Source organism: Stenotrophomonas beteli (genome assembly GCF_001431665.1).
GTDB lineage: Bacteria > Pseudomonadota > Gammaproteobacteria > Xanthomonadales > Xanthomonadaceae > Stenotrophomonas > Stenotrophomonas beteli.
Genome location: NZ_LLXV01000016.1, coordinates 1 through 19,234, shown reverse-complemented (window position 1 = coordinate 19,234; position 19,234 = coordinate 1). Strand labels below are relative to the sequence as shown.

Annotated in this window: 16 protein-coding genes; 8 read left to right on the top strand and 8 right to left on the bottom strand. The window is 67.5% G+C overall.

Annotated elements, in window-relative coordinates; translation table 11 throughout:
* The first annotated feature begins 138 nt into the window (after positions 1-138).
* The 4 genes from ARC23_RS03325 (at position 139) to ARC23_RS03310 (ending at position 6,749) form a co-directional block, all read left to right on the top strand.
* Positions 139-2,241: a M13 family metallopeptidase gene (locus ARC23_RS03325; RefSeq protein WP_057495919.1), complete on the top strand. Its 2,103-nt coding sequence runs from the start codon at positions 139-141 to the stop codon at positions 2,239-2,241.
* Between the two features lie 221 nt (positions 2,242-2,462).
* The gene (locus ARC23_RS03320; RefSeq protein WP_057495918.1) at positions 2,463-4,472 is read left to right on the top strand and encodes a M13 family metallopeptidase; all 2,010 of its coding nucleotides are present in this window, start codon (positions 2,463-2,465) and stop codon (positions 4,470-4,472) included.
* A 121-nt stretch (positions 4,473-4,593) separates the two neighbouring features.
* The gene (locus tag ARC23_RS03315) at positions 4,594-5,088 is read left to right on the top strand and encodes a VOC family protein (RefSeq protein ID WP_057495917.1); all 495 of its coding nucleotides are present in this window, start codon (positions 4,594-4,596) and stop codon (positions 5,086-5,088) included.
* Positions 5,089-5,165: 77 nt separating this feature from the next.
* Positions 5,166-6,749: a phytoene desaturase family protein gene (locus ARC23_RS03310; RefSeq protein WP_057495916.1), complete on the top strand. Its 1,584-nt coding sequence runs from the start codon at positions 5,166-5,168 to the stop codon at positions 6,747-6,749.
* A gap of 49 nt (positions 6,750-6,798) precedes the next feature.
* Here the strand turns inward: ARC23_RS03310 and ARC23_RS03305 are convergent, their stop codons facing one another.
* The 7 genes from ARC23_RS03305 to ARC23_RS03275 form a co-directional block, all read right to left on the bottom strand.
* Positions 6,799-7,473, bottom strand: coding sequence for a rhomboid family intramembrane serine protease (locus ARC23_RS03305; protein WP_005410509.1), 675 nt, complete (start codon positions 7,471-7,473; stop codon positions 6,799-6,801).
* A gap of 93 nt (positions 7,474-7,566) precedes the next feature.
* On the bottom strand, positions 7,567-7,905 hold the full coding sequence (locus ARC23_RS03300; protein ID WP_238985183.1) for an MGMT family protein: 339 nt from the start codon (positions 7,903-7,905) through the stop codon (positions 7,567-7,569).
* Complete coding sequence (locus tag ARC23_RS03295; RefSeq protein ID WP_057495926.1) at positions 7,902-8,822, bottom strand: DMT family transporter; 921 nt, start codon at positions 8,820-8,822, stop codon at positions 7,902-7,904. The genes ARC23_RS03300 and ARC23_RS03295 overlap by 4 nt, the downstream gene beginning before the upstream one ends.
* 160 nt (positions 8,823-8,982) lie before the next feature.
* Complete coding sequence (gorA, locus tag ARC23_RS03290; protein ID WP_057495914.1) at positions 8,983-10,341, bottom strand: glutathione-disulfide reductase; 1,359 nt, start codon at positions 10,339-10,341, stop codon at positions 8,983-8,985.
* A complete protein-coding gene (locus tag ARC23_RS03285; RefSeq protein WP_057495913.1) occupies positions 10,338-11,588 on the bottom strand; it encodes an NAD(P)/FAD-dependent oxidoreductase in 1,251 nt (416 codons plus the stop codon). The genes gorA and ARC23_RS03285 overlap by 4 nt, the downstream gene beginning before the upstream one ends.
* 3 nt (positions 11,589-11,591) lie before the next feature.
* A complete protein-coding gene (locus ARC23_RS03280) occupies positions 11,592-12,836 on the bottom strand; it encodes a DUF418 domain-containing protein (RefSeq protein ID WP_057495912.1) in 1,245 nt (414 codons plus the stop codon).
* A gap of 99 nt (positions 12,837-12,935) precedes the next feature.
* A complete protein-coding gene (locus ARC23_RS03275; protein ID WP_057495911.1) occupies positions 12,936-13,418 on the bottom strand; it encodes an FKBP-type peptidyl-prolyl cis-trans isomerase in 483 nt (160 codons plus the stop codon).
* Between the two features lie 111 nt (positions 13,419-13,529).
* On the opposite strand from ARC23_RS03275, the gene ARC23_RS03270 reads away from it, so the two are divergent.
* Both ARC23_RS03270 and ARC23_RS03265 read left to right on the top strand, forming a co-directional pair.
* Positions 13,530-14,069, top strand: coding sequence for a C40 family peptidase (locus ARC23_RS03270; protein WP_057495925.1), 540 nt, complete (start codon positions 13,530-13,532; stop codon positions 14,067-14,069).
* A gap of 131 nt (positions 14,070-14,200) precedes the next feature.
* The gene (locus ARC23_RS03265; RefSeq protein WP_057495910.1) at positions 14,201-14,977 is read left to right on the top strand and encodes a C40 family peptidase; all 777 of its coding nucleotides are present in this window, start codon (positions 14,201-14,203) and stop codon (positions 14,975-14,977) included.
* 219 nt (positions 14,978-15,196) lie between these two features.
* Here the strand turns inward: ARC23_RS03265 and ARC23_RS03260 are convergent, their stop codons facing one another.
* A complete protein-coding gene (locus tag ARC23_RS03260; protein ID WP_057495909.1) occupies positions 15,197-16,531 on the bottom strand; it encodes a dicarboxylate/amino acid:cation symporter in 1,335 nt (444 codons plus the stop codon).
* Positions 16,532-16,685: 154 nt separating this feature from the next.
* Here ARC23_RS03260 and ARC23_RS03255 point away from each other — a divergent pair, with 154 nt between their 5' ends.
* Together ARC23_RS03255 and ARC23_RS03250 are read left to right on the top strand one after the other, a co-directional pair.
* Positions 16,686-18,392: an alkaline phosphatase gene (locus ARC23_RS03255; RefSeq protein ID WP_057495908.1), complete on the top strand. Its 1,707-nt coding sequence runs from the start codon at positions 16,686-16,688 to the stop codon at positions 18,390-18,392.
* On the top strand, positions 18,389-18,934 hold the full coding sequence (locus ARC23_RS03250; protein ID WP_057495907.1) for a WG repeat-containing protein: 546 nt from the start codon (positions 18,389-18,391) through the stop codon (positions 18,932-18,934). Before ARC23_RS03255 ends, ARC23_RS03250 begins: the two co-directional genes overlap by 4 nt.
* The last annotated feature ends 300 nt before the right edge of the window (positions 18,935-19,234 follow it).

Below are 19,234 nucleotides of genomic sequence, written 5' to 3'. Positions count from 1 at the left end.
GCCCTTGCACGTTCTGGCCCTTGCGCCCGGGCATGACCTTCGACACCCTTGCAGCACAGGCCGGCGGCGTATCGTTCGGCCCACGGCCGTACCTGCGGCTCTTTCCTGACTCACTCGGCCTGGAGGCCAAGAATAGTGATGACGCGCACTCCCAAGATCGTCCTGCTCAGCCTGGCCGTGTCGGCCGTGCTGGCCGGCTGCGGCAAGAACGAAACCCCGGCCAAGGACGCCGCGGCCCCCGCCCCGGCCACCGCCGAAGCCACCGATTACAAGCTGGATGAGAGCAAGCTGCCGGCCTACAACGCCTTCCAGCCCAGCGACCTGGATACCACCAAGGACGCCTGCACCGCCTTCGGCGACTACGTCAACAGCAAGTGGCTGGCCGCCAACGAGATCCCGGGCGACCGCACCAGCTGGGGCGCGTTCACCATCCTCGACGAGCGTTCGGTCGCCGTGCAGCACCAGCTGGCCGAGCAGGTCGCGCAGGTAAAGAACCCGAACCACATCGAGAAGATCGTCGGCGACCTGTGGGCCACCGGCATGGACGAAGCCAGGATCAATGCCCAGGGCATCGAGCCGCTGAAGGCCGACCTGAGCGCGATCGACGGCCTGCAGGACAAGGCCGCCATTGCCAGCTACCTGCGCAGCAGCGCTGCCAAGGGTGACAACGTCCTGTTCGGCTTCGGCGCCGAAGCCGACTTCAAGAACTCGGCGGTGAACCTGGCCTACGCCAGCCAGGGTGGCCTGGGCCTGCCGGACACCACCTATTACACCGACGCCAAGAACGCCGACAAGCTGAAGGCCTACCAGGCGCACGTCGCCAAGGTGCTGGAACTGTCCGGCGTCGCTGCGGCCGATGCGGCCAAGCAGGCCGAGGACGTGGTCAAGTTCGAGACCCGCCTGGCCAAGGCATCGAAGTCACGCGTGGAGCTGTCGCGCAACGTCGAGCTGTACTACAACCCGGTCACGCTGGCCGACGCCGACAAGCTGACCCCGAACTTCAGCTGGACCGAGTTCTTCAAATCGCAGGGCGTGGCCGCGCCGGAGAAGTTCTCGCTGGCCATGCCGGCGTTCCATGAAGAAGTGAGCAAGGCGCTGGGCGATACCGATCCGTCGGTGTGGCGCGCCTACCTGCGCTTCCACACCGTGGACAGCGCCTCGCCGTACCTGGCCGACGCCTTCGTGCAGGAGAACTACGAGTTCTACGGCAAGACCCTCAACGGCCAGAAGGAACAGAAGCCGCGCTGGAAGCGCGTGCTGGGCACCATCGAGAACGATGCCGGTGAAGCCTTCGGCCAGCTGTACGTGAAGGTCGCCTTCTCGCCGGAAGCCAAGGCGAAGATGGAAGAACTGGTGAAGAACCTGGCCGCCGCGCTGAAGGACCGCATCCAGGGCCTGAGCTGGATGAGCGAGGAAACCAAGGCCAAGGCCATCGCCAAGTGGGAAACCTTCACCCCGAAGATCGGCTACCCGGACAAGTGGCGTGACTGGTCGGGCCTGCAGACCCAGCGCGACAGCTTCCTGGGCAACGTGCGCGCGGCCAACGAGTTCAACTACAAGTTCAACCTGTCCAAGATCGGCAAGCCGGTGGACAAGACCGAGTGGGGCATGACCCCGCAGACGGTCAATGCCTACTACAACCCGCTGCAGAACGAGATCGTGTTCCCGGCCGCCATCCTGCAGCCGCCGTTCTTCGATCCGAAGGCCGACGACGCGCTGAACTACGGCGGCATCGGCGCGGTGATCGGTCATGAGATGACCCACGGCTACGACGACCAGGGTGCGCGTTTCGGGCCGACCGGCAACATGGAAGACTGGTGGACCCCGGCCGACAAGAAGAACTTCGAAGGCCTGACCGGCAAGCTGGTCAAGCAGTTCGACCAGTACAAGGTCGACGGCCAGGCCGTGAACGGCCACCTGACCCTGGGCGAGAACATCGCCGACCTGGGTGGCCTGGCCACCGCCTACGACGCCCTGCAGAAGGCCTCCGCCGGCAAGGAAGATGCAAAGGTCGATGGCTTCACCCGCGACCAGCGCTTCTTCTTCAACTGGGCCACCGTGTGGCGCACCAAGTACACTCCGGAAAACGCCAAGGTCCGCCTGGCCACCGACCCGCACGCCCCGGCGCAGTTCCGCGCCATGGGTGCGCCGTCGAACCTGCCGACCTTCGCAGCCGCGTTCCAGTGCAAGGCCGGTGCACCGATGGTCCGTGCCGGCGATCAGCAGGTGGTGATCTGGTAAGCCACGGCTGACGCTGCGGCAGACCTGCAAAGGCCCGGGGACTCCCGGGCCTTTGCTTTCCGGGAAGTCTTTCATCCACGCATGGCATGGATCTACTGACCTGGACGCTCTCCGGTAGCTGCCGACCTTGGTCGGTGAAAGCAGCGCGACACGTGCATGCCGCGTCGATGCCCAGCTTGCTATAGTGCGCGCGCCCTCAATCCATCACGGATTCGTTCCACATGCCCAATTTCCGTCCGCTTGCCATCGCCCTGGGCATCAGCCTGGCGACCCTGGTCCCGACCCATGATGCGTTCGCCGCCGCCAAGAAGAAGGCCGCGCGTGCCCCGGCCGTCAGCGCCCAGTGCAGCGATTTCTATGCAGTCACCAACGCGGGCTGGCTCAAGGCCAACCCGGCGCCGCAGGTCGGTGCCACCACCGCGCTGGGCCAGCTGGTCGAACGCAGCCGCCAACAGCAGCGTGAACTGCTGGACGCCTCGATGAAGGCGCCGCAGGGCAACGTGCAGAAGCTGCTGGGCGACTTCTGGGCCAGCGGCCTGGACGAGGCTGCGGTGGAAGCAGACGGCTCCAATCCGATCGCGCCGCTGCTGACCCGCATCAACGCCATCAAGAAGGCCAAGGATGTTCCGGCCTCGATCGCCGCGCTGCACCAGGTCGGCATTCCGGTGGCCTTCAACTTCGGTCCGGATGTGGACCTGAAGGCACTGGACCGCCACATCGGTTACTTCATGCAGGGCGGCATGGGCCTGCCCGATCCTGCGTTCTACACCCGTACCGACGCCGATACCGTGGCGTTGATGGGCCGCTACCGCAACTACGTCAAGCAGATTCTGGCCCTGACCGGCACCCCGGCTGCCAAGCTGGATGCCGAATCGCAGGCGGTGATCGCACTGGAAACCGAACTGGCACGCAATGCGCAGTCGCTGGCCGGCATCAACAATCCGTTCAACAACTACGCGCCGATCTCCACCAAGGATCTGAACAGCCGCTACCGCAACCTGCAGCTGGATGCCTTCCTGAAGGCGCAGGGCGTGGACGACGATCTGGTCTCGCTGGCCGACCCGCAGCTGTTCAAGCAGCTGGACGGCATGGTGACCAAGCTCAAGCCGGACCAGTGGAAGGCCTACCTGCGCTGGCGCGTGGGCGATTCGATGGCCCCGTACCTGTCCAAGGCCTACCGCGACGCCGAGTTCGAATTCCGTGGCCGCGTGCTGCGCGGTGAAACGCTGCCGCCGCAGCGCTGGGAAAGCGTGCTCGATGCGATCAACGTGGCCGCCGGCCCGATGGTTGGCCGCGAATATGCCGCGCGTTACCTGTCCGCCGAGGACCGCCGCCAGGCGGCATGGATCGTCGACAAGGTGCGCGAGGTGCAGATCGAGGCGGTCAGGAACAGCAGCTGGATGAGCGCCGAGGCCAAGACCGAAGCGCAGGCCAAGCTGGCCGCGCTGAAGATCGAGATCGGCACGCCGCTGCGCGACCTCGACTACACGGTGCAGCCGATGGGCCGCGGCTCGTTTGGCGGCAACATGCTGATCGCATCGACCTGGCGCCACCGCGAGGAGATGCGTCGCATCGGCAAGGGCAACGCTGACCGCCGCTGGGACGTGCTGCCGCAGCAGCCGTCGCTGGCCTATGACCTGGCGCAGAACCGCCTGATCGTCACCGCTGCGATCCTGCAGGGTCCGGTGTTCAACGCCAAGGCCGACGCGGCCGACAAGTTCGGCAGCTTCGGTGGCCTGGTCGGCCATGAGCTGACCCGCGCGATCGACGCCAAGGGTGCACTGGTCGATGCCAAGGGTGAACTGCGCAGCTGGTGGACCCCGGCCGACAAGACCGCCTGGACGCTGCTCGGCAACCGCGTGGCCGCCCAGTACGGCGCCTACGAATTCCCCGGCGTGAAGGGTGCCAAGGTCAACGGCACGCTGACCCAGGAAGAGAACCTGGCCGACATCGCCGGCCTGGAACTGGCCTGGGCGGCGTATACCGCGCAGGAACCGAAGGCCAAGCAGGCACAGCAGCAGGGCTTCTTCCGTGCCTGGTCGGCACTGTGGGCACAGCAGCTGTCGCCGAACGAAGCCGTGCGCCGCCTGACCGCCGACATCCGCGCACCGGGCCTGTGGCGCAGCAACGGCACGCTGGCCAACCTGCCGGCGTTCGGGGCCACCTTCAGCTGCAAGGCCGGCCAGCCGATGCAGCGCAGCGAGGCCGAGCAGATCAAGGTCTGGCGCTGAGGCCAGGGCTGACGCAGCACAGAAAGGGCGCCTTCGGGCGCCCTTTTTGCGTGTGCAGCACGATCCCGGGTTAACACCGGGCATGCTATCGCTGCGGCTTCGTCCATCGCGGAGCCCCGACATGGCACACAAGAACACAATCTGCCTCTGGTACGACACCGGCGCGCTCGAGGCCGCCACTTTCTATGCCAGCCTCCTGCCCGACAGCGCGGTGACCGCGGTGCATCACGCCCCCGGCGACTACCCCGACGGCAAGGAAGGCAATGTGCTGACGGTCGAATTCACGGTCTGCGGCGTCCCCTGCGTCGGCCTCAACGGCGGCACCGCGTTCAAGCACAGCGAAGCCTTCTCCTTCCAGATCCAGACCGAAGACCAGGCCGAGACCGACCGCCTGTGGAACGCGATCGTCGGCAACGGCGGCCAGGAGAGCCAATGCGGCTGGTGCAAGGACCGCTGGGGTATCTCCTGGCAGATCAGCCCACGCATGCTGATCGAGGCGGTGACCAGCCAGGACAAGGCGCTGGCCAAGCGCGCCTTCAACGCGATGATGCCGATGAAGAAGATCGACATCGCCACCATCGAAGCCGCCATCAAAAAAGGGGACGGAGGGGATTAAGTCGCTTTTCCCCCATTGCCGATGACCCCATGCGAATTGCGACTTAATCCCCTCCGTCCCCTTTTCCCGAGGTACTGATGTCCTGGGATGCGATCATCATCGGTGGCGGTCACAACGGCCTGGTCTGCGCGGCCTATCTGGCGCGTGCGGGCAAGAAGGTGCTGGTGCTGGAACGGCGCGGCGTTCTCGGCGGGGCAGCGGTCACCGAGGAATTCCATCCCGGCTTCCGCAACTCGGTGGCGTCGTACACGGTGTCGCTGCTGCAGCCGAAGGTGATCGACGATCTGCAACTGCATGCACACGGGCTGCGCATCATCAATCGCCCGGCCAACAACTTCCTGCCATTGCCCGACGGCCGCTATCTGTTGTCGGCGCCGGGCCGCACCCAGGCGGAGGTGGCGAAATTCTCCGAGCGTGATGCGCAGCGGCTGCCTGCATACGAGGCGCGGCTGGAAGTCTTCGCCGACGTGCTGCGCGCGTGGGCCCTGCGCGCGCCGCCGGACCTCGGCGTGGCCGGCGGTTGGCAGGCTCTCCCTGCGCTGTGGCAGATGGGCCGCCTTGGTCGCGAACTGGCCGCGCTGGATGCCCCGCTTCGACAGGAGCTGCTGGACCTGTTCACGCTGTCGGCGGCCGAGTACCTGGACCGCTGGTTCGAGAGCGGTCCGATCAAGGCCCTGTTCGGTTTCGATGGCATCGTCGGCAACTACGCAAGCCCGTACACACCGGGCAGTGCCTACGTGCTGCTGCATCATGTGTTCGGCCAGTGCAACGGCGTCAAAGGTGCGTGGGGCCACGCGATCGGTGGCATGGGCGCGATCAGCCAGGCGATGGCCGCTGCCGCGCGCGAGGCCGGTGCCGAACTACGCGTGGACGCCGATGTGCGGCGCGTGCGGGTCGGGCAGGGCCGCGCGGTGGGCGTGGAACTGGGCAGCGGCGAAACCCTGGGCGCACGCGCGGTGATCGCCAACGTCAACCCGAAACTGCTGTACGAGCACCTGCTGGAACCGGCGCAGGTGCCGGCGGCTACCCGCGAACGGATGGCAAACTGGCGCTGTGGTTCCGGCACGTTCCGGATGAACGTGGCGCTGTCGCGGCTGCCGGACTTCCGTGCCCTGCCCGGCCCGGGCGAGCATCTCAGTGCCGGCATCATCCTGGCACCCAGCCTGGACTACATGGACCGCGCCTGGCTGGACGCACGGCGCGACGGCTGGTCGCGCGAGCCCATCGTGGAGATGCTGATCCCCAGTACGCTGGATGATTCGTTGGCGCCGCCCGGGCAGCATGTGGCCAGCCTGTTCTGCCAGCACGTGGCGCCGGTGCTGCCCGAGGGCCGGCACTGGGATGACCACAAGGACGGTGTGGCCGACCTGATGATCGCCACCGTCGAGCGTCATGCGCCCGGCTTCGCCGGCAGCGTGCTGGGCCGCCAGGTGCTGTCGCCGCTGGATCTGGAACGCACCTTCGGCCTGATCGGCGGTGACATCTTCCACGGCGCGCTCAGTGCCAACCAGCTGTTCTCGGCACGGCCGATGGTGGGCCAGGCCGGCTATCGCGGTGCCCTGCCCGGCCTTTACCTGTGCGGGTCGGGTACGCATCCCGGCGGTGGCGTCACCGGCGCGCCGGGGCACAACGCCGCGCAGGTGGTGTTGCGGGATCTGTGAGGGTGTGCCAACCAAGGTTGGCACCTACAGCGTCAAATGATCCTTCGGATCATTTGACGCTGCGCAGATGGTTCGGGCGCTTCGGTGGGCCCGGCGGGCGGCGCTTGTTGAACGGCGGTTGCCCGCGCCAGTAGCGGATCAGCAGCCAGCCGAACAGCATGCCGCCCAGGTGCGCGAAATGGGCTACACCCGGCTGCCAGCCGGTCATGCCCAGCACCAGTTCGCCGACGCCAAACAGGATCACGAAGGTCCGCGCCTTCATCGGAATCGGCGGGAACAACAGCATCACTCGCTGGTTCGGGAACAGCATGCCATAGGCCAGCAGCAGGCCGAACACGCCGCCGGAGGCGCCCAGCACCGTCGCCGGGTTCTCCAGCAGCGTACCCACCAGCAGCTGGCAGACGCCGGCACCGGCCACGCACACCAGGTAGTACAGCAGGAAGCGCTTCTCGCCCCAGGTCTGCTCCAGCGGCGCACCGAACATGAAGACGGCCAGCATGTTGAAGAACAGATGGCCGAAGCTGCCATGCAGGAAGCCATAGGTCAGCAGCTGCCAGGGCTGGAAGTTGCCGCCCGGCGAGAACGCATCGAAACCCTGCTGCAGCGGTTGCAGCATGAACGGCTCGAAGGTCTGCATGCCGAGCAGGAACGGCTGCTGCAGCAGGAACAGGATCGCGTTGGCGATCAACAGGGCCTTGGTGACGGTTGGCAGTCGCGGGAACATGGGAGCACCGGCATGGAACGGCCTCCATCATAGCCGCAGCACCCCGCCTTGTTGGCGACAGGCAGGCGCGGCCTGTTCAGTCGCCAGCGGTGCTCAGCCCGGCCCCCACACCGCGGCATCCAGTGCCGCCACAGGATCGATGGCCGGCATTCGCACCCGGCCGTTTTCCACCTGCACGCCCTCGGCACGCAAGCGCTGTGACTGCTCGCGCCAGCCGGCCGAACCTTCCGCCATGGCGATGCGCCCATCCGAGCGCAGCACACGGTGCCAGGGCAGGTCGGGATCGTCGTTCTGGCCGAGGATGCGCGCGGTCAGGCGCGCACGCCCCGGCAGGCCGGCGCGCATCGCCACCTGGCCATAGCCCATCACCTGCCCCGGCGGAATCGCACGGATCACGGCCAGGATGCGCGCACGCGCCTGCTCCGGCGTCAGCGCCGCAGGCGGGTCACCAGCAGTACGCCGATCAGCACCAGCACGGTGCCGGCGATCTGCGCCGGCCCCATCGGTTCGTCGAGCAGCCATAGGCTCATCACGATGGTGGAAACAGGGCCCAGCATACCGACCTGCGCGGCCAGCGACGAACCCACGCGCTGCACCGCCAGCATGATCGCCAGTACGGGCAGCACGGTGCACACAGTGGCATTGATCAGCGACAGCCACTGCACCGGTGCCGGTGCCTGCCACAGCAGCGGCAGCGGGTGGGTCACCGCGAAATGCAGCAGCACCAGCACGCTGGCCACGCAGCTGGCGTAGGCGGTCAGCCGCACCGCACCGATGCGCGCGACCACCTGCCCACTGCCAAACAGGTACAGCGCGTAGCTGAGCGCACTGCCCAGCACCAGCAGGCTGCCGACGATGATCTGCCCGCCTTCGCGCTGCAGATCGTGGCCGAAGGCCAGCAACACGCCCAGATAACTCAGCACCAGCGCACCGATCTGCCAGCGCCCAGGCCGCTGCCGTGCCAGCAGCACGTTGATCAGCAGTACCAGGGTCGGGTTCAAGTACAGGATCAGCCGCTCCAGGGTCACGCTGATGTACTGCAGGCCCTGGAAGTCGAGCAGGCTGGACAGGTAATAACCGGTGAAGCCCAGCCACAGCACGCGGGCGCGATCAGCCCAGGACAGCGGCTCGGCCCGGCGCGCGGCCCACAGCGCCATGAGCACGAACAGCGGCAGTGCCATCAGCATGCGCAGGGCAAGCAGCGTGGTGGCATCGACGCCGTGGCGCAGGCCCAGCTTGACGATGATCGCCTTACCCGACGCGGCGATGGCGCCGATCGCGGCCAGGCCGATGCCGCCCAGCGCAATGCGCGGGGAAGCGGTGGCGATACGGGAAGCGGGGCTGGACATCAGGACGACGGCGGGCCGCACGGGGCGGCCAGGGAAGGCGTTGGGGCGTCCATTGTCGCATGGGGGCGTCTGCTGAACTGTAGAGCCGAGCCCGCGCTCGGCTGCACCATGTCTGCGCGGAACGCAGCCGAGCGTGGGCTCGGCTCTACAACCGCCCAGCTCAGCGCATCAGCACCACTTCCTCGGCCGAGGTCGGGTGGATCGCCACGGTGTCATCGAACTGGGCCTTGGTCGCTCCCATCTTCACCGCAACGGCAAACCCCTGCAGGATCTCATCGGCGGCTTCGCCCAGCAGATGGATGCCCACCACCCGTTCCTCCGGGCCGGCACACACCATCTTGAACAGGCTGCGCTGGGTGCCGTTGGCCAGCGCCTGCAGCATCGGGCGGAAGCGGCTGTGGTACACGCTCACCTGGTCGAAACGCCGGCGCGCTTCTTCCTCGCTCATGCCCACCGCGCCCAGCGGCGGGTGCGAGAACACCACGCTGGCCACGTTCTCATAATCCATCTTCGACTGCGGGCGGCCGCCGAACAGGCGGTCCATCAACCGCCGCGATGCGGCCACCGCCACCGGCGTCAGCCCGACCTTGCCGGCGATGTCACCCACGGCGTGCACGCTCGGCACGCGCGTGGTCTGCCATTCGTCCACCTCCACCTGCTGGTGCTCGCCGATGCCGATGCCCAGCGCCTCCAGGCCCAGATCACGGCTGTTGCCGCGGCGGCCGGCAGCGAAGAACACCGCGTCGAACACACTGTCGATCGGGCCGTCATGGCCGAACGCACGCACGCGCTCGCCATCGCGCTGCAGTTCGCGCAGGCGATAGCCGAAATGGATGCGCACGCCCTGCTGCTTCAGGTTCTCGGCCAGCTGGTCGGTCAGCTCATAATCGAAGCGATCCAGCAGCCGCTGGCCGCGCACCAGCAGGCTCACCTTGCTGCCCAGTGCCTGCAGCAGCCCGGCCAGTTCCACCGCAATGTACCCACCGCCGATGATCGCCACCTCGGCCGGTGCCGCGCGCAGATCGAAGAAATCATCGGAAACCAGGCCCAGTTCCGCGCCGGGAATATCCGGACGCAGCGGGTGCGCACCGGTGGCGATGAGGATGTGCTCGGCGCTGTAACGCACGCCGTCACCACAGGCCACGGTGTGCGCATCGAGCAGATGCCCGCGCGCCGGGATGCGCACCACCCCGGTTTCGTCCAGGCGCTTGAGGTAGCTGGTGTGGATGTTGCTGATGTAGGCCTGGCGGTGGATCACCAGCTCCTTCCACGACAGTGCCGGGCGCACCGGCACGTCGAAGCCCATCGCGCTGGCCAGGCCGATGCGTTCGTGCAGGTCGGCCGCCAGCCACATCGCCTTCTTCGGCACGCAGCCGACATTGACACAGGTGCCGCCCAGTTCGCCGGGCTCCAGCATCGCCACGCGCTTGCCATGCTGCGCCGCGCGGATGGCACCGGCCAGGCCGGCGGAGCCGCCGCCAAGGACGATCAGGTCGTAATCATAGGATGCAGTGCTCATCGGAATCGCTCGGGTCGGTAAGGGGCAGGATCGATCGCGGGCGTGCGGCCGCAGACCAGATCGGCAATCAATTGGCCGGTGCCGGCGCTCATGCTGATGCCGAGCATGCCATGCCCGGCTGCAAGCCAGACGTGAGGATGCGCGGGCACGCGGCCAATCAACGGCACGTCGTCCACGCTCATCGGCCGCCAGCCACACCATTGTTCCTGCAACTGCGCGCCCCGGGGCGTGCGCAGGTAGTGGTCGGCAGCGCGTTGCAGTGCCTGCAGGCGGGTCGCCCGCAGCTGCGGGTCGGCACCGGCGAACTCCATGGTGCCGCCCAGCCGCAGCGCGTCGCGCCAGGCAATCACGAATACGGAATGGTCTTTCAGCACCACCGGGCGCAGCGGCACCTGCGATGGGCGTGACCAGGTCAGCGAATAGCCCTTGCCGGGCTGGATCGGTACGCGCAGTTCCAGTTGCCGCGCCCAGTGGCGCGACCAGGGCCCGGTGGCCAGCACCAGCTCGCGCGCCGACAGGTGCTGGCCACCGGCCTGCACGCGTACACCGTGCGCATCGTCATCGAAGCCCTGCACATTCCTCTGTTCGTCGATCACCACGCCCTGCGCGCGCAGCACGCGTGCCAGCTCGGCGGTGTAGCGGTCCGGCCGCAGCTGCGCATCGCCAGGAAAATGGATCGCACCGGCAAGCCGATCATGGAAGGCCGGATTGTCGCGTGCATAGTCGGCGCCGCCGATGCAGCTGGTGGCAATGCCCAGCGCGTTCAAAGCCTCGCATTCGGCCGCGTAGTGGTCGAAGTTGCGCGCATCGCCGAACACATAGTCCAGGCCGCGCGCATCGAACTCGCACTCCAGCGCATGCGCCTGCACCCAACCGGCCAGGCGCAGCCGCGAATCCTCGAGCAATGCACCACGTGCCCGCGTGGACTGCAGCCAGTCCCGCGCGTTGCAGCGTGCACCGAACTGCAGCAACCAGCGCCACAGTGCCGGATCCAGGCGCGTGCGTACATACAGCGGCGCGCGCGGATCGAGCATCCAGCGCAGCGCACGCAGCGGCACGCCCGGCGCGGCCAGTGGCGGTGCGTGGCTGGGGGTTACGGTGCCGCAGTTGCCGTGGGATGTGGCCGCACCGATGCGGCCACGATCAATCACCCGCACCTGCCGGCCCTGCGCACGCAGCGCGAGCGCGATGGCCAGGCCGATGGCACCGGCGCCCACGACGATCACATCCTCGCGTGCGCCCTGCATCGATCAGCCCTGCCCGGCTCCGCGCCGCATCGGCGGCCACTGCCGGTAGGTCATCGCGCGCCACAGCCACTCCATCGGGCCAAAGCGGAAGCGCCGCAGCCAGGCGTGCGAGATGCCCACCTGCGCCGCGAACAGCGCCAGCGCGAACAACAGCTGCACGCTGCGCGGCATCTGCCCGAACGCGCCCAGGCCGTAGTGGTAGAACAGCCAGGTGCACAGCAGCGACTGGCCGAGGTAGTGGGTCAACGCCATGCGCCCCACCGGCGCCAGCCACGCCAGCCGTGCGCGCCAGTGCACGATCCAGGCCAGGTAGCCCAGGCACATCGGCAGACCGCCCACCGTCACCAGGGCCATCGCGGCGGTGACCGGCAGGTCATAGGCGCCCGGTGCGAGATACGGCTTCCAGGCCACCCCCAGCAGCGTGACCGCCAGGCCCAGCGGCAGTGCCACCCAACGCAGCACCGCGTACAGCCGCGCGAAGCGCTCCGGCGTGGCCAGCGCGCCACTGCCGGCAAACCAGCTGCCGATCAGGAACATGCCCAGCACCTCCGGGCCGGTAATCAGCAGCGCCCCCATCGACGATCCGAACTCGCCCAGGCGCTGCGCGTTGGCCTGCATCCAACTGCCCTGCCCGTACACCAGGCGCTGCTGGGCGATCTCCTGCTGTGCGTCGGCGAGCATCTTCTGCACGTCCTCCACCGAGGCCATCGACACCATCGCCCCGACCAGCAGCATCATCGCCACGCCGCCCAGATACACGATCACGCCCATCCACGGCAGCCAGCTGCGCGGCGCCTCGCGGCAGGCCAGCAACGGCAGCGAGACCAGCGCGTACAGCACCAGGATGTCACCGGACCAGACCAGCAGCGCATGGCACAGGCCGATCAGCAGCAGGCCGGCACTGCGGCGCAGGTAGAACGGGGTGAACGCTCGCCCGGCCGTGTCGGCGCGCTGCGCCATCACCGCAAAGCCGGCACCGAACAGCAGCGAGAACAGGGTGAAGAACTTGCCCTGCACGAACACATAGACGAACGCATCGGCCCAGTAGTCCAGGCCCTGCCAGTGCGTGTCGATACCGGTGAAGGCCAGGTCCAGCGGTCCGCTGAAGGCCTCGATGTTCATCAGCAGGATGCCCAGCAGCGCGGCACCACGCAGCACATCCAGCACCGCGATGCGTTCGCTGGAAGCCAGCGGTTGCAGGGAAGGAGAAGCGGCGTTCACAGGGCGTCCGTCGGGCAGGTCCGCCATTATGCCGCCGGCCCGTGTGCCGTGGATGGCCGCGCCATGTTCCAGAAACGCAACGGCCCGCCGAAGCGGGCCGTTGCTGCCATCATGATCGCGCTGCGATCAGTGCTGGTGACCGCCGTCGCCATGGACGTGGCCGTGGTCGATCTCTTCCTTGCCGGCTTCGCGCACGTCGACGATTTCCACGTCGAAGTGCAGGTCCTTGCCGGCCATCGGGTGGTTCAGGTCCACGTCGACCACGCTCATGCCGACCTTCTGCACGGTTACCGCACGCGGACCGAAGTTGGTCTGCAGCACGACCTGCTGGCCCGGGGCCAGCCTGGTGTTGCCGAAGTGCTTCTTCGGCACGCGCTGGGACAGGCCCTCGCGACGCTCACCGTAGGCATCGGCGGCCTTGACGTCGACACTGAAGGTCGCGCCGGCTTCCTTGTCCATCATGGCGTTTTCCAGGCCCGGGATGATGTTGCCGTGGCCGATCAGGATCGCCAGCGGCTCGCCGCGGTCCTTGGACGATTCGATCGGCTCCTGGCCGGCTTCGGAAACGGTGTAGTGGAAGCGGACAACGCGGTCTTTTTCGATCTTCATGCGCAACTCTGTCTGGATCTGCCGGAGGCAGGCGGGTTGGGGCGGGTTGTGGCCCGGCGGGGACGCCGCCATCATGACGGCCAATCCAAGGTGGCGCATTATCCGGAGATCATGCACATCACGCCAGTTTCGTCCGGCCCGCGCCGGTTGCTCGCCCCGGCCCTGCTGCTGGCCCTGCCCCTGTTGCTGGCCGCCTGCGGCGGCGGCAAGGCCACCCGCTCCGCTCCGCCACCGCCGACCGCGCACTGGCCCAAGACCGTGCCGGACAACCCTGAGGCCGCCAACTCGGTGCTGATGCGCGCCATCAGCCTGGTCGGCACGCCCTACCGCTACGGTGGCAACACGCCCGATTCGGGCTTCGACTGCAGCGGCCTGGTCGCCTACGTCTACCGCGAGATGCTGGACCTGAAGCTGCCACGCACCTCCCGTGACCTCGCCGCGGTGCAGGGCCCGAAGATCGACCCGCAGCGCCTGGCCACCGGAGACCTGGTGTTCTTCGGCAGCCGCGGCAGCGTCACCCATGTCGGCATCTATGTGGGTGAAGGACGCTTCGTGCACGCCCCGAGCACCGGCGGCACGGTCCGGCTCGACTCGCTCAGCGGCCCTTACTGGAAAGACCACTACACGGGGGCGAAACGCGTCCTTCGCTAAAATGAACAGGCGATATGTTCAAAACTGTGACGCCAATCACTCAGAAACTAACGAATTACTAACGGAATTTTTAACTTATCCGCGCTTTTACAGGGCATGATGCCCCATCGTTTTTTTCCTGTGACCGACGCGTGACGACTGACGACCTGAAAAGCGAAGGCCAGACTTCCGTATCTTCACGTGGTGCCCGCCCGCTGTTGCTTGGCCTGGCACTGTGCCTGACCAGCCTCCCGGCCTGGTCGCAGACCGCTCCGAACCGCTCCTCCGATGTGACCCCGGCCGCAGTGGCCGAGAGCACCGCCCGACCGGCCGCCAAGGCCGAGGCTGCCGCTCCGCAGCGCAGCCGCGTCGATGCTGCCGCCAGCGCCACGCTGGCCGCCCTGCTGCCGCACCTGGCCGCCAACGACACCATTCCGCTGATGGACCGCTCGGCCGTGGTGGCCGGCGATCTCAGCCGCCTGCTCGCCAACTACGACACCAGCAGCGCCGCCCATGGCAGCGTTGTCGGCACCGCCGCCGACAACGGCAAGGTGCAGTCACTGCTGCGTCGCGCGATGACCCTGCTGGGCACCCCGTATCGCTGGGGCGGCAGCAACCCGGACAGCGGCTTCGACTGCAGTGGGCTGGTCGGCTACGTGTTCCGTTCGGCGCTGGGTATCGAGCTGCCGCGCGTCTCGCGTGAGATGGCGCACGACGACAACGCCGAACTGATCAACGACCGCACCGCGCTGGCCGCCGGCGACCTGGTGTTCTTCGGCCGCAAGGGCCGCGTCGACCACGTCGGCATCTACGTCGGCGATGGCCGCTTCCTGCACGCACCGAGCTCGGGCAAGGACGTCCGCGTGGACACCCTGCTCAGTGGTTACTGGGGCAACAAGTTCATGCAGGCCCGCCGGGTCGACCTCTGACCCGCAGGCGCCACCGCGCCGCCTGATGCGAGAAGCCGCTGCCCTGCAGCGGCTTTTTTGTTGGGCCCGTCATGGGTGGGTAGCTGCCGACCCTGGTCGGCACGCTCCATCCACGCACGGCGTGGATCCACCAGGGCCCACCGTGGCCGTCATCGCGCCAGCCAGCTCCCAGACAAAAGGCCCGCCAGGTCAGGGCGGGCCTTTCATCTCCACGCAACCTCAGGCGCGTGGCGGAGTCGGGTCAGGATCGTCCACACCTACATTGCTGGACGGGTTGTCATACACCGCCTGGTCGAGCAGCCCGGTTTCCTTGGCCACCAGCACCGGCACCAGCATCTGGCCCGTCACATTCGTCATCGTGCGCATCATGTCCAGGATGCGGTCGATGGCATACAGGTAGCCGATGGTCTCCAGAGGCAGGTTCGCCGCGCTCAGCACCACGGTGGCCATGATCACGGCAGTGCCGGGCACGCCGGCCGTACCAAAGCTGCCCAGCACCGAAGCGATCAGCACCACCACGTACTGTTCCGGTGTCAGTGGCACGCCGCTGTACTGGGCGATGAACACCGCGCACAGCGCCGGATAGATCGCACCGCAGCCATCCATCTTGATGCTGGCGCCCAGCGGCACCGCGAATGAACCGTAGTCCTTGTTCACCCCGAGGTTGTGGGTGATCGAACGCAGCGCCACCGGCATCGCCGCGAAGCTGGACGAGCTGACGAACGCCACCTGCATGCCCGGCGCGGCACCACGGAAGAACTTCAGCGGATTCAGCCCGTGTGCCAGCAGCAGTGCGCTGTAGACCACCACGATGTGCAGGGCGCAGGCCACGTACAGCGCCAGCACGAAATGGCCCAGCGGCAGCAGCTTCTCGAAACCGTAGCTGCCGACCAGGCCGGCGATCAGGCCGAAGGTACCGATCGGGGTGACTTCCAGCACGAAGCGGGTCACCTGGATCATGATGTCGCTCATCTGGCCGACCAGCTTGCGCGCCTCGGTCACCTTCTCGCCGAGCTTGACGATGGCAAAGCCGACCAGGCCGGCGAAGAAGATCACCGGCAGGATCGAGCCGCGGCCGGCCGCCAGCACGGTCTCACCGGCCGCATTGACCTTGGTGCCGATGCCGGACAGCGCGTAGAAGACGTTGGCAGGCACCACATCCAGCAGCACCTGCACCACGCTGGGCACTTCGCGCGGCACGTAATTGCTGGCCATGGTCAGCTGCAGCCCGCCGGCGCCGGGCTGCAGCACGGTGCCCACGCCCAGCCCGACGCATACCGCCAATGCAGCGGTGATCACGAACCACAGGAAGGTACGGCCACTGAGCGCGGCGACCGACTTCTGGCCATGCAGCGAGGAAATCGCGTTGATGACCGCGAAGAACACCAACGGTACCGCGATCATCTTGATCAGGGTGACGTACAGCTCACCGAGCGGGCCAAACCACGTTTCCGCGGCCGGGCCGAGCGCCCAGCCGGCCAGCGCGCCGAGCACGAAGCCACCGACCACGCGCTGCCAGAATGGAATCCGCAGCCAGGCAGAGACCAGCTTCATAGGCAATCCAGAGGGGAAGGAAGGGATGCTGGCACGATAGCCCAACCCGGCCCGCGGAACGACCGCCCGGGCGACAAATCAGTGTGTCATCGGCGTGCCTTGCAGGGCCGGGCATAATGAACGTCCCGTTACAGTTTGTGAGATCCCAGCGTCCATGCGCCGTTCCGTCTCCCTGTTGGCCGCCTGCGCCACCACCCTGCTGCTCGGCGCCTGCGCCAGCAACCTCCCCGCCTCTGCCCCGGCCGGCCTGAAGGTCGCCGTCGACCCGGTCGCGCACCCGGCCGGCGAAACCCCGCAGTGGTGGTACCGCAGCGGCGCCGCCCAGGCTGCCGCCAATGGTGCGATGGCCGGCAAGGCCAAGAACGTCATCCTGTTCCTCGGTGACGGCATGAGCCTGACCACCGTGGCCGCCTCGCGTATCTACGAAGGCCAGCGCAAGGGCGGCTCGGGCGAAGAGAACCTGCTGTCCTGGGAGCGCTTCCCGGCCACGGCCTTCAGCAAGACCTACAACACCGATTCGCAGACGCCGGATTCAGCCGGCACCATGACCGCCATCACCACCGGCGTGAAGACCCACATGGGTGCGATCGGCGTCAGCGCCGGCAGCCGCACCGACTGCGCCGACAGCCTGTCCAAGGGCCTGCTGACCTGGCTGCAGTTGGCCGACAGCGCCGGCCTGGCCACCGGCGTGGTCTCCACCGCACGCCTGACCCACGCCACTCCGGCGGCAACGTATGCGCACTCGCCGGAGCGCAACTGGGAAAACGACACCGACCTGACCGACGCGGCCAAGGCTGCGGGATGCAAGGATATCGCCCAGCAGCTGCTGTCCACCTCGCGCTACGGCCGTGGCCCGCTGGTCGCGCTCGGCGGCGGTCGCGGTGAATTCACCACCGTCGAAGAGCGCGATCCGGAGTACGACGACAAGGTCGGCCAGCGCCTGGACGGCCGCAGCCTGGTGCAGGAATGGCAGCAGGCGCACCCGCAGGGCGCCTACGTGTGGAACAGCAGGCAGCTGGCCGCCGCCGCCAATGCACCGGCCATCCTCGGCCTGTTCGAGCCGGACCACATGCGCTACGAGTACGAGCGCCCGCAGGATCCGGGCGGTGAGCCGAGCCTGGCCGAACTGACGGCCGCAGCGATCAAGAACCTTTCGCGGCACCCGGAAGGCTACGTGCTGATGATCGAAGGCGCGCGCATCGACCACGCCAACCACAGCGGCAACGCCTACCGTGCGTTGACCGAAACCGTGGCGCTGTCCGACGCGGTGCGCGTGGCCAACGAGCTGACCTCGGCCGACGACACCCTGATCATCGTCACCGCCGACCACTCGCACACGCTGAACTTCGTCGGCTACCCGGCACGCGGCAACCCGATCCTGGGCAAGGTGAAGGACAAGGGCGGCGAAGACGGCGCCGGCAAGCTCGACTACGCCCTGGACGGCACCGGCCAGCCCTACACCACGCTGAGCTACGCCAACGGCCCGGGCCACACCGGCGCCAGCAACCAGCAGCCGGCCGGCCCCAAGCGCTACCCGCACAACCCGAGCAGCTTCGAACCGGCCAACGGCCGCCCGAACCTGCGCGAGGTCGACACCGAGCATCCGGACTACATGCAGGAAGCGCTGGTGCCGATGAAGTCCGAGTCGCACGGCGGCGAGGATGTCGGCATCTGGGCGCGCGGCCCGGGCAGCAAGGCAATCCGCGGCACGCTGGAACAGAACGCGATCTACCACATGATCGTGCAGGCCACCCCGGCCCTGCGCGAGCGCCTGTGCCAGGCCGGCACCTGCGACGACAAGGGCGTGCCGGTGCAGCTGCCGGCGCCGACGGCTTTCGAGCGCAAGGCCGAGGCCCAGTGATCGTGAGGCAGGCCCGCCCTGCCCCTGCCAGCGGCCGCTTCGCGCGGTCGCTTGCCCTGCTCGGCGTGCTGGCCAGTGCCAGCGCGCTGGCGCAGGCACCGGCGTGCAAGCTGCTGACCGACGAACACGGGTTGTGGCCGCTGCCCGGCTGCGAGGTGATCGATCACCGGCCGAAGATCAGTACCGAGACGTTGAAGGACCTGAACTACGACGACCACGGCCTGGCCGTGGTGTACGCCGACCAGGGTTTCCACTACGTCGACCGCAAGGGCCGCAGCCTGCCGGTGCTGACCTGGGACAACGGCCCGGAAACACCGCAGGAAGGCCTGCTGCGCGCCCGCGTAGGCCACCGAGTGGGTTACTTCGACCTGACGTTCCGCCAGGTGGTACCCGGCACGTTTGATTTCGGGTGGCCGTTCCAGGACGGCGTGGCCGAGGTCTGCAACGGCTGCCGTCGCGGCTCGCCGGATGCCGATGGCCACACGCCGATGGAAGGCGGAGAGTGGTTCCGCATCGACCGCGCAGGCCGTCGTGTGAAGTAGGGTTTTCGGCAGGGCTGCGCCCTGCACCTGCCGACGCAACGGCAACGGCCGAAGCAACAGCAACAGCGTGCATTCCGTGGGATGGCGGGGCGGTGTGGGTGGGCAGGACACGCCGTAAACCTGTGGTGGCCAGTAGATCCACGCCATGTGTGGATGAAACCTGTCAGATATCGAATGGAATTCCGGGGTCAGATCCGTTTTCCTGCGGAAAACGGATCTGACCCCATGCCATTCCGACAGACCGCAGGAAACTGTCGAAGGCGGGGTGGGTCCGGTGGCGGGAGTGTCCGCGGCATGGAT